Here is a 12,912-nt window from a genome sequence, read left to right as displayed (position 1 = left end):
GTAGGGAGCGCTTGTGGAAGCACTATTGGATCCGCTCATTCTGTCGCGCTGGCAGTTCGGTCTCACGACGCTGTACCACTTCCTATTCGTGCCGATCACGCTCGGCGTGGTGCTCTGCGTCGCGATCTGGCAGACCGCGTGGCTGCGCACGGGCAAGGTGCAGTACCTGCAGCTGACGAAGTTCTTCGGCAACATCTTCCTCATCAACTTCGCGATGGGCATCGTCACCGGCATCGTGCAGGAGTTCCAGTTCGGCATGAACTGGTCGAACTACTCGCGCTTCGTCGGCGACATCTTCGGCGCCCCGCTCGCCTTCGAGGGCCTCGTCGCCTTCTTCATGGAGGCGACCTTCATCGGCCTGTGGATCTTCGGCTGGGACAAGCTCAAGCCGGGCCTGCACCTGCTCACCATCTGGATGACCGTGCTCGGCACCTGGATCTCGGCCTACTTCATCCTCGCCGCGAACGCGTTCATGCAGAACCCGGTCGGCTTCGAGTTCAACCCCGACACCGGCCGTGCCGAGCTCGTCGACTTCATGGCCGTGCTCACGAACCCGGTCGCGCTGACGCAGCTGCCGCACACGCTCGCCGCCTCGGTGATGCTCGCCGGCACGATCATCGTCGGCGTCGCGGCCTGGCACCTGCGCAAGGGCCAGCACTTCGACGTGTTCCGTCCGGCCATGCGATTCGGGCTCTGGACCGTGCTCATCTCGGGCTTCGCCGTCATGCTCTCGGGCCACGAGCTCGGCCTCGCAATGACCGCGACGCAGCCGATGAAGATGGCGGCGGCCGAGGCGATGTGGAACACCTCGTCGGGCGCCGACGCCTCGTTCTCGCTCTTCTCGATCGGAACCCCCGACGGCACCGAGGAGGTGTGGTCGCTGCGAGTGCCCTACGTCTCCGCGTTCCTTGCGACGAACAGCTTCAGTGGCACTGTCGAGGGCATCAACGACCTCCAGGCGCAGTATCAGGAGCTCTATGGCGCCGACCAGATCTATTACCCGGTCATCTGGGTCACCTACTGGTCGTTCCGCTGGATGATGTTCTTCGGCATGGCGTCGATGGCCATTGCGCTCGTGGGCCTTTGGGTGACGCGCAAGAACTACGCGACGAAGAACTGGCACTACCAGATCGCGATCTGGACGGCGACGTTCCCGCTCTGGGGCATCCTCATCGGTTGGGTCTTCACCGAAATGGGCCGACAACCGTGGCTCGTGTTCGGGCTCATGCCCACCGAGGCCGGCGTCTCGCCGAACGTGTCGGGGCTGAGCGTGCTCATCTCGCTCATCGCCTTCACACTCATCTACGGCATCCTCGCCATCGTCGAGGTGAAGCTCATCCTGCGCGCGGCGCAGTCCGACCCCATCCAGGTGCCCGGCGTGAATGACGAGGGCATCGTCGAGAACGTCGAGGACGTCAAGGTGAAAGCGAGCGTCTACTAATGGAACTTCAGGTCGTTTTCTTCTGGATTATCGCCTTCATGTTCATCGGGTACTTCGTGCTCGATGGCTTCGACTTCGGCGTTGGCATCGCGCTGCCGATCATCGGCAAGGACGACACCGACCGGCGCATCCTCATCAACACCATCGGCCCGATCTGGGACTTGAACGAGACCTGGGTGATCGTCGCCGGCGCGCTCATGTTCGCCGCGTTCCCCGAGTGGTACGCGACGGTGTTCTCGGGTGCCTACCTCGTGCTGCTGCTGATTCTGCTCGCGCTCATCCTGCGCGGCGTCTCGTTCGAGTACCGGCACCAGGGCAAGGGCGTGCGCTGGACGCGCAGCTTCGACTGGATGATCTTCATCGGCTCGGCACTGCCCGCGTTGCTCTGGGGTGCGGCCTTCGCGAACATCGTGCGTGGCATGCCGATGGAGTCGGTGCAGCAGACCGTCGGTGACCTCAACTTCGAGTTCCACTTCAACTACACGGGCACCTTGCTTGACCTGCTCAACCCCTACGCGCTGCTCGGCGGGCTGACGACGCTTGCGCTGTTCAGCTACCACGGACTCACCTTCATTACGCGCAAGACGGATGGGGAGCTCCGGGAGCGCGCGCACCGCGCGGCCACCTGGGTCGGCGTCGCGGTCGCGGTGCTCGCGCTCGCGTTCCTCGGCTGGACCGTTGCCGCGTACTTCTCGGTCGCCGGGCTCATCCTCTCGCTCGTGGCGGTCGTGTCGTTCCTGGCGTCGTGGGTGGCCAACCTGCTGCGTCGCGACTCGGCCGCGTTCGCGCTCGGCTGCGTCACGGTGATCTCCGCGGTGTGGTCGCTGTTCGCGGCGCTGTTCCCCGTGCTCATGCGCAACCTCGCGGGCGGTGACGACCTCACGATCTGGAACGGCTCGGCGAGCGACATGACGCTCTCGATCATGTTCTGGTCGTTCGTCGTGATCATGCCGCTCGTGCTCGGCTACCAGTGGTGGAGCTTCTGGACGTTCCGCAAGCGGCTGCGGCGCACCGACTTCGAGTCGCACGCCGAGGCGCCCGCGATCGCCTAAGCCCGGTTACGCCCAGGCGGCCGGGGGAGGATGTTCGCAGCCAATTTCAGGAGGTAGCAATGGCTGACAACGTCTACGGATCAACTCCCGAGGTGCCCCCGCTTGCGGTGTCGTCGCCCGATTTCGCCGACGGCGACCGCCTGCCGGATGCGCAGGTGAGTGCCGGCGTGCTCGCGACGGGCGAGGACCGCTCGCCCGCGCTCGAGTGGGGCCCCGCGCCCGAGGGAACGCAGAGCTTCGCGGTGACGTGTTGGGACCCGGATGCGCCGACCGGCTCGGGTTTCTGGCACTGGGCCGTCTACAACATCCCGGCCGACGTGACGTCGCTGCCGGCGGGCGCCGGTGCCGCCGACTCGGATGCGCTGCCGAGCGCCGCGCGCAGCGTGCGCAACGACGGCGGCGTGTTCAACTTCGTCGGCGCGGCTCCGCCCGTCGGTCACGGCGACCACCGCTACATCTTCGCGGTGCACGCGCTCGACACGACGCTCGACCTCGGCGAGGGCGCGTCGCCGGCAGCGCTCGGCTTCAACATGTTCGGCCACACCCTCGCGCGCGGCCTCGTCACCGCCACCTGGAACCGCTAGCCGCAGGCAGTTGAGTGGTCAGTTTTTGTAGTTCTGGCACCGGTGGATTCATACGGTCGTTGCAACATGAGGAGGATGTTGCATGCCGAAGAATCCCCACGGGAACCGATACAAGCAGGCCGTTCGGGACCAGTTCGTTGACCTGATCTGCAAGGACGGGTTGCCGCCCGCCAGGGCGGCAACCCGTCTCGGCATCGGGTCAGGCACTGCGGCCAGGTGGCGACGGAAGTATGTCGGAATGACCGCGTTCGAACTCCGCCACCACACCCCAATCACTATCGATCAAGAACACATCGGACGCGGCCTCACGTTCGAAGAACGCGTGCTCATCCAGGCCGGGATCCGTGACCAATGGACCCAATCCCGCATCGCGGCAGAGATCGGCCGGGACCGGTCCGTGGTCTGCCGCGAACTGCACCGCAACACCCACGCAGACGGCCAGTACTCGGCCGCGGCCGCGCACCTGAACGCCCGCCACCGACGACGTCGGCCAAAACCCCCGATCCTGTGCCGCGAGGACACCGCTCCGTTACGCGGGTTCATCGAAGACGCGATGGATGTGGGCTGGTCCCCGAAACTCATCGCGGACATGTTGCGCCGGGAACCCGACGCCACAATGGGGCGTGTGAGCCACGAAACGATCTACCGCGCCCTGTACGTCCAAACCCGGGGCGGGCTGCGGCAAGACCTGGCAAAACAGCTATCCCTGGGGCGTAGCCAACGCAAACCCCAGGGCACGACCGAGCGGCGGGGCCGGTCAATCTACCAGGATGCGTTCACGATCAGTGAGCGCCCGCCCGAGGTCGAAGACCGCGCCATCCCCGGGCATTGGGAAGGCGACCTCATCGTCGGGCCGGGGAGTAAGTCCGCGATTGGCACGCTCGTGGAACGCGCGACCCGGTTCGTGATCCTGCTCCACCTCCCCGACGGGCACACCGCGAACCAGGTCGCGACGCAAATGATCCAACAAATGCGCCAACTCCCAGAACAACTACGGCAATCGATCACCTGGGACCGCGGCACCGAATTAGCGGAGTACCGGCGCATCCAAACCGAACTCGTGGACGCCGTGTACTTCGCCGACCCCCACTCGCCCTGGCAGCGCGGATCGAACGAGAACACGAACCGACTGCTGCGGCACTGGTTCAAAAAGGGCACCGACCTGTCCGGGCACACGCAACAGGACCTGGACGAGGTCGCACGCAAACTCAACACACGACCCCGCCCAACCCTGGACTACGACACCCCAGCCAAGCGCCTCAACCAGATCCTTGTTGCATCCACCAGTTGACAATGCCCACCGCCAGAACTACAAAAACTGACCACTCAACTGCCCGTCGGGGCGTCGGGGCGGTACTTGGCGAAGTCTTCCGGGGTGATGGGGTAGTAGTCGGCGGCGTAGAACGTGGTCGGGTTGTTCTTGTCGATGGTGATGATTGGCGGCGGCGCGTTCTCGGGCCGTTTCGGGGAGACCTTCGGCGGAATCGTCGCGGCGACCAGTGCGTCGAGCAGCTCCTGCGGCGGGAGCTCTTCCTCGAGCATGGGCGCCGTGTGTTCGTTGCCCTCCCAAAGGATGCCGCCGACTGGCGTCGGCTGATACTCCGCGGGCTCGTCAACGGCGAGGTCGAGGTCTGCGGCTGCCCACCGCAACTCTTCATCCGAGAACTGATGACCGGGAACGCGCGACCCGCCGACGTTGACCCGGATGCCAAAGACACCACCTACGCGGCGGCGATAGATCACGTAGACATGCGCCTGATCCCCGCGCCTCGCGACGTAGGCCATCGCCAGGTTGTCGCCAAAGACGAGTTTCGGTTCATCGTGCGGTCGGCCTTCGTAAAAGTGGCGCACGACCGCCTCGCATTCGGCGAGCATCCGTGGCGTCCCAGGATATTCCGTCATGCCCGCACCCTATCGCGGCCCATCCCCGCCACCCGGAACATGCGGGGCAGGCAGTTGAGTGGTCAGTTGTTGTAGTTCAGGCGGTGCCAGAACTACAACAACTGACCACTCAACTGCCTAGGGCACAGGGCGGGGGTGGGGTGGCCGCGGGGTCGGTGCGCAGGTGCGATCGGGTAATCTGAGAGCACCGTGAAGCCCCTTGATCCGCGCCTGCTTCGATACGCCAAATCGTCGCGAGCCTTTCTCGTTATCGGCGTGCTGCTGGGGCTATTCCAGACCGCCGCGATGGTCGGCGTCGCGTGGGCCATTGCCCGCGGCGTGACCGGTGCGATCGCCGGCGAACCCCTCGCCGAGCTTGCCTGGGCGCTCTGGCTGCTCGTCGCTTGCGTCGTCGTGCGCGGCCTCGCGCAGTGGGGCATGGAGTGGGCGGGTGCCCGCGCCGCCGCCACTGCGAAGTCGGAGCTCCGCGGCCACGTCGTCTCGGCCCTCGCTCGACTCGGCGGGCGCTCGGGCGTCTCCAGCGCCGAAGCGACGACGCTCGCGACGCACGGTCTCGAGGCCCTCGACTCCTACTTCGCGAAGTACCTGCCGCAGTTGCTGCTCACCGCCATCGCGATGCCGCTGCTCGTCGTCGTCACCTTCTTCGCCGACCCCGTGTCGGCCATCACCGAGATCATCACGATCCCGATCATCCCGCTGTTCATGATCCTCATCGGCCTCGCGACGCAGCGCGTGCAGCGCGCCCAGCTCGACTCGCTGACGCGACTCGCGAACGCGTTCCTCGAGATCGTCGAAGGCCTGTCGACACTGAAGATCTTCGGCCGCGCGCGTCGCCAGCGCGACCGCATCCGCGAGGTCACCGACGACTACCGCCGCTCGACCATGAAGGTGCTGCGGGTCACGTTCCTCTCGGGTTTCGCGCTCGAGCTGTTCGCGTCGCTCTCGGTCGCGCTCGTGGCCGTGCAGATCGGCATTCGCCTCATCGACAACGAGATGTCGCTCTTCGTCGGCCTGTTCGCGCTGATCCTCGCGCCCGAGGTATTCGCGCCGCTACGGCAGGTCGGCGCCCAGTTCCACGCCGCCTCCGAGGGCGTCGAGGTGTCGCAGCGTGTCTTCGAACTCGTCGAACGCGCCGACGCGGAGGCCGGCGCAGCGCCCACAGGCGCAACAACGGCGCCCGCGACTTCGAGCGCCGCGTCGACGGCGGCGGGTACCGCGCACGTGAGTCCAAGCACCGCGCAGACGGCCGCGCCCTCAACCGGAACCACCACCCCGGCAACCACGAGCATCCCCACGCCCCAGACCCGAGCCGAGCTGCGCATCCGCGACGCCCGGGTGCGCTACGGCGACCGCGAGATCCTCGCGGGCCTCGACTTCACGGCGAAGCCCGGCGAGATCACGGCGATCGCGGGGGAGTCGGGCGCGGGCAAGTCGACGCTGCTCGACCTCATCCGCGGCGAACACTCCGCCGACAGAGCGCTCGGCGCCACCCCTATTCCTGACTCCGAGGCCGCGACTCACGTCGCCTGGATGGGCCAGTCCGCCGGCCTCATCGAGGGCACAGTGCGTGAGAACGTCGCGCTCGGGCAGCCCGCCCTTGCGCCCGAGGCAGTCCAGGCCGCGCTCGCCCGCGCCGGCGCGACGGGCATCAGCGCAAACCTCGAACTCGGCGTCGGCGGCGACGGCCTCTCGGGCGGCCAGGCGCAGCGCGTCTCGCTCGCCCGCACCATCGCGCGCGCCGAGGGCCGCGACTGCCCGATCGTGCTGCTCGACGAGCCGACCTCGGCCCTCGACGCGGAGCGCGAGCAGCGCGTCATCGAGGCGATGCGCGAGCTCGCCGACGAGGGCCGCATCGTCATCGTCGTGAGCCACCGCCGGCCGGTGCTCGCCGCGGCCGACCGCACCGTCACCCTTACGGCCGCGGAGGTGCGCGCATGAGCGTCGCCGAACGACTCGTCCCCGGTCTCGGCGCCGATGAGGCCCGTGTGCTCGACGCCGCGCTGCCCGCGCCGCGCCGCATCTGGCCGGCTATCGCCTGGGGCATCCTCTGGGGCCTCAGCGTCGTGCTGCTGCTCGCGACGAGCGCCTACCTCATCACTCGCGCGTCGCTCATCATTCACATCCTCTGGCTCGGCTGGGCGATCGTCGCGGTGCGCGCCTTCGCGCTCGGCCGCGCTGTGTTCCGCTACCTGCGGCAGCTCATGGGCCACGATGCGTCGTTCCGGCAGCTTGCCGAACTCCGGGTCGACCTGCTCGACCGACTCATCCCGCTCGCGCCCGCGGGCTTGCGCACGACCCGCCGCGGCGACCTGCTCGCGCGCCTCGTCGACGACGTCGACGAGCTGCAGTTCTATCCGCTCCGCGTCGTCGAGCCGCTCGTGTCGTCGCTCGCCGTCGCCGTGCTCGCGGTCATCGGCGTCGGCCTCGTCTCGTGGCCCGCGGCGCTGACGCTGCTCGCGTGCCTCGTCGCCGCCCTGCTCGTCGCGACCGGCGCGCAGCTGCGCATCGCCGGCCAGGCCGACCGCGCCGTCGCGCCCCTGCGCAGCGCACTGAGCGACCGCATCCACGACACCGTGACGAACCTCGCCACCCTGCGGGCCTACGGGGCCCTCGACGCGCAGCTCGCGAAGGTGCGCGATGCCGACGCGCAGCTGCGCCGCGCCCTCGTGCGCCGCTCGATCGGCGAGGGCATCGTCACGGGCACCGTCACCGTTTTCGCCGGGCTCGCGACCGCCGGTGCGCTGTTCTGGGGCATCGAGCCGACGGTGCGCGGCGAGCTCGCGCCCGAGCTGCTCACCCTCACCGCGCTCGTGCCGCTCGCGCTGTTCGAGGTGTTCGCGCAGGTGCCGCAGGCCATCGCCGCGTGGCGCCGCGTGCGCGTCTCGGCGCAGCGCGTCGCCTCGGCCGCGCCGGCCGACGTGCCCGCCGAGCTGCCGCAGGAGTTCGAGGGCGGCACGGAACTCCCCGACGGCCCCCTCGACCTCGAGCTGCGCGGCGCATCCGTGCTCTGGCCGGGCGCGAGCGAGCCGGTGCTCGACGGCCTCGACCTGCGCATCCCGGCCGGCAGCCGCCTGCTCGTGACGGGGGAATCCGGCGCCGGCAAGACCACGTTCGCGAACGCGCTCGTGCGGTTCCTCGACTACCGCGGCAGCTACACGATCGGCGGCGTCGAGGCGCGCGAGCTCTCGCCCGACGCGGTGCGCCGCGGCATCGGCCTCATCGAGCAGCGCGCGCACCTATTCGACGAGTCGATTCGCCAGAACCTGCTGTTCGCGAACACCGAGGCGACGGATGCGCAGCTCACGGCCGCGCTCGAGCGCGTCGGCCTCGGCGCGTGGGTGCGTGAGCGGGGCGGCCTGGATGCGCCGGTCGGCGAACGCGGCACGCTCGTGTCGGGCGGGCAGGCCCAGCGCATCGCGCTCGCCCGCGCGCTGCTCGCCGACTTCCGGGTGCTGATTCTCGACGAACCGACCGCGAACGTCGACCCCGGCCGGGCCGACGCGCTCGTCGCCGATCTGCTCGGCGCGGCCGCCGCCGACCGCACCGTGATTCTTATTTCGCACACCCCGGTCGACCCCGCGCTCGTCACCGCCACACTTCGGCTCTAGCGGCGGCCTAGAATAGGGAGCTTGTAGGCTCCGGCACATTCGAAAGAGGACGCAGTGACCACTGAGGTGACCCGCGAAGACGAGTACGACTTCCGTCGTCTCGAGGCAAAATGGCGACCCATCTGGGACGACCTTGCCCTATTCGACGTGGACCGCGCCGACGCCGAGCTTCCCCGCAAGTACGTGCTCGACATGTTCCCGTACCCCTCGGGCGACCTGCACATGGGCCACGCCGAGCAGTACGCCCTCGGCGACGCCTGCGCGCGCTACTGGCGCCACCGCGGCTTCAACGTGCTGCACCCGGTCGGTTGGGACTCGTTCGGCCTGCCCGCCGAGAACGCCGCGATCAAGAACGGCGGTGACCCGCGCGACTGGACCTACGAAAACATCGCGCAGCAGGCCGAGTCGATGCAGCGCTACGGCGTGAGCTTCGACTGGTCGCGCGTGCTGCGCACCTCCGACGAGGAGTACTACCGCTGGAACCAGTGGCTGTTCCTCAAGATGTACGAAAAGGGCCTCGCGTACCGCAAGTTCTCGGCGGTGAACTGGTGCCCGAACGACCAGACGGTGCTCGCGAACGAGCAGGTGCTCGCCGACGGCACGTGTGAGCGCTGCGGCGCCGTGGTCGAGAAGAAGAAGCTCAACCAGTGGTACTTCCGCATCACCGAGTACGCCGACCGCCTGCTCGACGACCTCGACCAGCTCGAGGGTCACTGGCCGCACAAGGTGCTCGTCATGCAGCGCAACTGGATCGGCCGCTCCGAGGGCGCCGACGTCGAGTTTGAGATCGAGGGCCGCAGCGAGCCGGTGACGGTGTTCACGACGCGCCCCGACACGCTCTACGGTGCGACCTTCATGGTCGTTGCGCCCGACAGCGACCTCGCGGCCGAGCTCGTCGCGGGTGCCTCCGCCGAGGTGCGCATGAAGTTCCAGGACTACCTCGAGTCGACGCAGAAGCTCAGCGCGATCGACCGCGCGAACGCCGAACGCCCGAAGACGGGCCTATTCATCGAGCGCTATGGCGTCAACCCGCTCAACGGCGAACGCCTGCCGATCTGGGTGGGCGACTATGTGCTCGCCGACTACGGCCACGGCGCGATCATGGCCGTGCCGGCGCACGACCAGCGCGACCTCGACTTCGCGCGCGAATTCAACCTGCCGGTGCGCGTTGTCGTGCGCCCCGACGAGGCCGAGGATGAGCTCGACCCCAAGGCGAGCGGCGAGGCCCTCGCGGGCGACGGCGAACTCGTGAACTCCGGCGAACTCGACGGCCTGCGCAAGGTCGAGGCGATCGCCCGCGCCATCGAGATCCTCGGGACGCGCGGCACGGGCCGCGCTGCGAAGAACTTCCGTCTGCGCGACTGGCTCATCTCGCGCCAGCGCTACTGGGGCACGCCAATCCCGATCATGTACGACGAGGACGGCACCGAGATTCCGGTGCCCGCCGAGCAGCTGCCGGTGCGCCTGCCCGACGGCGCGGGGCTCGACCTCAAGCCGAAGGGTAAGTCGCCGCTCGCGGCCGCCGAGGGCTGGGTACAGACGACGACGCCCGACGGGCGTGCGGCCACGCGCGACTCCGACACGATGGACACCTTCGTCGACTCGTCGTGGTACTTCCTGCGCTTCGTGTCGCCGAACAACGCCGACGCGATCCTCGACCCCGAGCAGCTGCGCAAGTGGGCGCCGGTCGACCAGTACATCGGCGGCGTCGAGCACGCGATCCTCCACCTGCTTTACGCACGATTCATCACGAAGGTGCTCTACGACCTCGGCATCGTGCCGTTCGAGGAGCCCTTCACTGCGCTGCTCAACCAGGGCATGGTTATCATGAATGGCGCCAAGATGTCGAAGTCGAAGGGCAACTCGGTGAAGCTCGGCGACGAGCTGAACAGCCACGGCGTGGATGCGGTGCGCACGACCATGCTGTTTGCCTCGCCGCCCGAGGATGACGTCGACTGGGCCGACGTGTCGCTCGCCGGTTCGGGCAAGTTCCTCGCGCGCGCCTGGCGAATCTCGGGCGAGGTCACCTCGCGGGCCGGGGTGGACTTTGCCGAGGGCGACCTCGACACGCGCCGCGCCGTCGCCCGCTTCTGGGACGACGTGCGCCAGCTCGGCGAGGGCTTCAAGTACAACGTCGTTATCGCGCGCCTGATGGAGCTCACGAACACGATCCGCAAGGCGATCGACCAGGGCCCCGGCGCCGCCGACCCTGCCGTGCGCGAGGGTGCCGAGGCAATCGCGCTCGTGCTCGACCTGTTCGCGCCCTACGTCGCCTCCGACATGTGGGAGCGGCTCGGCCACCCGGCCGACACCCGCGGCGGTGCCCTCGCGCACATCGTCTGGCCTGAGGCCGACCCGTCACTGCTCGTGGCCGACACCGTCACCGCGATCGTGCAGGTCAATGGCAAGCTGCGCGACAAGCTCGAGGTGTCACCCGACATTACGGATGCGGAGCTCGAGCAGCTCGCGCGCGACGCCAAGGGCGCCCAGCGCGCGATCGGCGACGCGACCATCCGCAAGGTGATCGTCAAGGCGCCGAAGTTCGTGAACATCGTCGCGAAGTAGGCACAGTGGCGTCGCGCCGACGACGCCACGTCCCACCTCATAGGTGTTGCGTTTAGCCCCAAGTTTCGGCGAAATCAGCCGCGAAATGGGGCCAAACGCAACACCTATGGCGGTGGAGCTTCGTTAACCGTTCACGATTGTGGCGAGTGCATCGACATCAGATTTGTCGTCGCCGACGACGATCCAGTCGTCGCCATACACAATCTCGTCGCCGTCCTGGTAGAACATGAGGTCCCCGCCTTGTACCTCGTCGGAGGAATCGAACACGACGAATAGGCTCTCTTGGTCGTCGGCATTGCGGCAAGTGGTGATGGTCGTGACCCGCTCGTCATTTGGCACCGTCGCAGTGCATCGATACCCCGCGTTAGCCGCAGCCTCGATGAAGTCGTCCTGGCTGATTGACGTCGATGACGCGCAACCAGCGAGCAGCGTGAGCGCGCCGACGGCTGCGATTGATGAGAGGAGTCCGCGTGACGATTGGTCTGAATACATGCGGTCGAACTCCTACTTGCGGCAGCTTCGGCGGTCTGAGTCGACGCTAGCTTTTTTTTGTGGCCGAGTCCATGGCTGGTTGCGGAATCCGTGAGAAGTCAGCTCAGGAAGGAACAACTGAGCTGCCCTCTCGGCGCCCGCCCGCGGTGCTGCACACATAGATGTTGCGTTTAGGCCGAAGTTTCGACGAAATCAGCCGCGAAATGGGGCTAAACGCAACACCTATGGATTGATGGGGTGGGATGGGCCCCTGGCGGCGAGCAGACTTCGGCAGGCAGGCCTAGGCGAGCAGCTCGGGGTGGAGCAGCTGGGCGGCCGCGCCGACGAGCGGTGCCTCGTCGCCGAGGCCCACGCGCACGACGCGGAGCGCGCGGCCGAACTCGTTGACGGATGCGGTGTGCGCGGCCCGCTCGACGCGCGCCGGGTAGTCCTCGGTCACGTGCGCGAAGCCGCCACCCATGACGGCGAGCTCGCTGTTGAGCAGGTTCGCGCAGCTCGCGAGGCCGCGCCCGAGCGCCTGCACCGACCGCTCGACAGCGGCGAGGGCTGTGTCATCGCCCGCGGCGTGCGCGGCGGCGAGCTCCTCACCGGTCGAGCCCGACCAGCCGTGCGCGCGCGCCCAGGCGACCGCGTGCATCCCTGAGGCCTGGCCCTCGACCGTCGCGCGCTCGGGATGCTCGGGATCGACGACGTCGACGACCATCTGCCCGAGGTGGCCGGCATTGCCGCTCGCGCCGGCGACGACGCGGCCGTCAGTAACGACGCAGCCGCCGATGCCGGTCGAGACGACGAAGATCACGGCGTTGCGCACACCCTGCGCGGCGCCCTGCCAGAGCTCGGCGAGGCCGAGTGAGGTGCCGTCGAGCCGCAGGCTTACGCGCTGCAGGCCGCTCGCCTCGCGCGCGGTGCGCACGACCGGGAAGGCCCGCACGCCCGGCAAGTTGATGGGGCTCACGGTGCCGGCGCCGAGGTCGAGCGGCCCGGCCGAGCCGATGCCGACGCCGACCACGTCGTCGAACGCGGGGTGCGCGCTCGCCTGGGCCACGGCATCCCGCAGCGCTGAGTCGAAGCCCTCGGGGGAGTTCGCGGCCGCGCCGGTCGCGACGCGCGCGCGCGAGTCAGGCACCAGCGTGCCCTCGGCGGTGACGATGCCCGCCTCGATTTTCGTGCCGCCAATGTCGATGGCGAGCACACTGCCGCGCTCGGTCGGGGCAGTCGATGACATCCGCGAGCCTCTTCCTTGAAGTTCGAGTGAATTCGGCCAGTTG

At 68.1% G+C, this 12,912-nt stretch carries 10 protein-coding genes; 7 read left to right on the top strand and 3 right to left on the bottom strand.

From position 1 onward, the window contains the following. The first annotated feature begins 13 nt into the window (after positions 1-13). The 4 genes from M3M28_RS08585 (at position 14) to M3M28_RS08570 (ending at position 4,368) form a co-directional block, all read left to right on the top strand. Positions 14-1,441: a cytochrome ubiquinol oxidase subunit I gene (locus tag M3M28_RS08585; protein ID WP_125107199.1), complete on the top strand. Its 1,428-nt coding sequence runs from the start codon at positions 14-16 to the stop codon at positions 1,439-1,441. Next, positions 1,441-2,493: a cytochrome d ubiquinol oxidase subunit II gene (cydB, locus tag M3M28_RS08580; protein ID WP_249386062.1), complete on the top strand. Its 1,053-nt coding sequence runs from the start codon at positions 1,441-1,443 to the stop codon at positions 2,491-2,493. Before M3M28_RS08585 ends, cydB begins: the two co-directional genes overlap by 1 nt. A 59-nt stretch (positions 2,494-2,552) precedes the next feature. Next, positions 2,553-3,077, top strand: coding sequence for a YbhB/YbcL family Raf kinase inhibitor-like protein (locus tag M3M28_RS08575; RefSeq protein WP_249386061.1), 525 nt, complete (start codon positions 2,553-2,555; stop codon positions 3,075-3,077). An 82-nt stretch (positions 3,078-3,159) separates the two neighbouring features. After that, positions 3,160-4,368 (top strand): IS30 family transposase, encoded by a 1,209-nt coding sequence (locus M3M28_RS08570; protein WP_249386060.1) that lies wholly within the window; start codon positions 3,160-3,162, stop codon positions 4,366-4,368. A 35-nt stretch (positions 4,369-4,403) separates the two neighbouring features. On the opposite strand, the gene M3M28_RS08565 is transcribed toward M3M28_RS08570, so the two are convergent. Continuing rightward, positions 4,404-4,979: a hypothetical protein gene (locus M3M28_RS08565; RefSeq protein ID WP_249386059.1), complete on the bottom strand. Its 576-nt coding sequence runs from the start codon at positions 4,977-4,979 to the stop codon at positions 4,404-4,406. Between the two features lie 189 nt (positions 4,980-5,168). Here M3M28_RS08565 and cydD point away from each other — a divergent pair, with 189 nt between their 5' ends. The 3 genes from cydD to leuS are packed head-to-tail and all read left to right on the top strand — an operon-like array spanning position 5,169 to position 11,152. Continuing rightward, positions 5,169-6,917, top strand: coding sequence for a thiol reductant ABC exporter subunit CydD (gene cydD, locus M3M28_RS08560; RefSeq protein ID WP_249386058.1), 1,749 nt, complete (start codon positions 5,169-5,171; stop codon positions 6,915-6,917). Then, entirely contained in the window at positions 6,914-8,587 is a 1,674-nt protein-coding gene (gene cydC / locus M3M28_RS08555; protein ID WP_249386057.1) for a thiol reductant ABC exporter subunit CydC, read from the top strand. The genes cydD and cydC overlap by 4 nt, the downstream gene beginning before the upstream one ends. Positions 8,588-8,641: 54 nt before the next feature. Continuing rightward, positions 8,642-11,152 (top strand): leucine--tRNA ligase, encoded by a 2,511-nt coding sequence (gene leuS / locus M3M28_RS08550; RefSeq protein WP_249386056.1) that lies wholly within the window; start codon positions 8,642-8,644, stop codon positions 11,150-11,152. A 123-nt stretch (positions 11,153-11,275) separates the two neighbouring features. Here leuS and M3M28_RS08545 read toward each other — a convergent pair whose 3' ends face one another. After that, positions 11,276-11,644 (bottom strand): hypothetical protein, encoded by a 369-nt coding sequence (locus M3M28_RS08545; protein ID WP_249386055.1) that lies wholly within the window; start codon positions 11,642-11,644, stop codon positions 11,276-11,278. A gap of 280 nt (positions 11,645-11,924) precedes the next feature. After that, positions 11,925-12,869: an ROK family protein gene (locus tag M3M28_RS08540; RefSeq protein WP_249386054.1), complete on the bottom strand. Its 945-nt coding sequence runs from the start codon at positions 12,867-12,869 to the stop codon at positions 11,925-11,927. Positions 12,870-12,912 lie beyond the last annotated feature (43 nt).

Origin of the sequence: Gulosibacter sediminis (assembly GCF_023370115.1) — a bacterium.
Taxonomy (GTDB): Bacteria; Actinomycetota; Actinomycetes; order Actinomycetales; family Microbacteriaceae; genus Gulosibacter; species Gulosibacter sediminis_A.
This window is presented reverse-complemented; position numbering and strand designations above follow the sequence as displayed.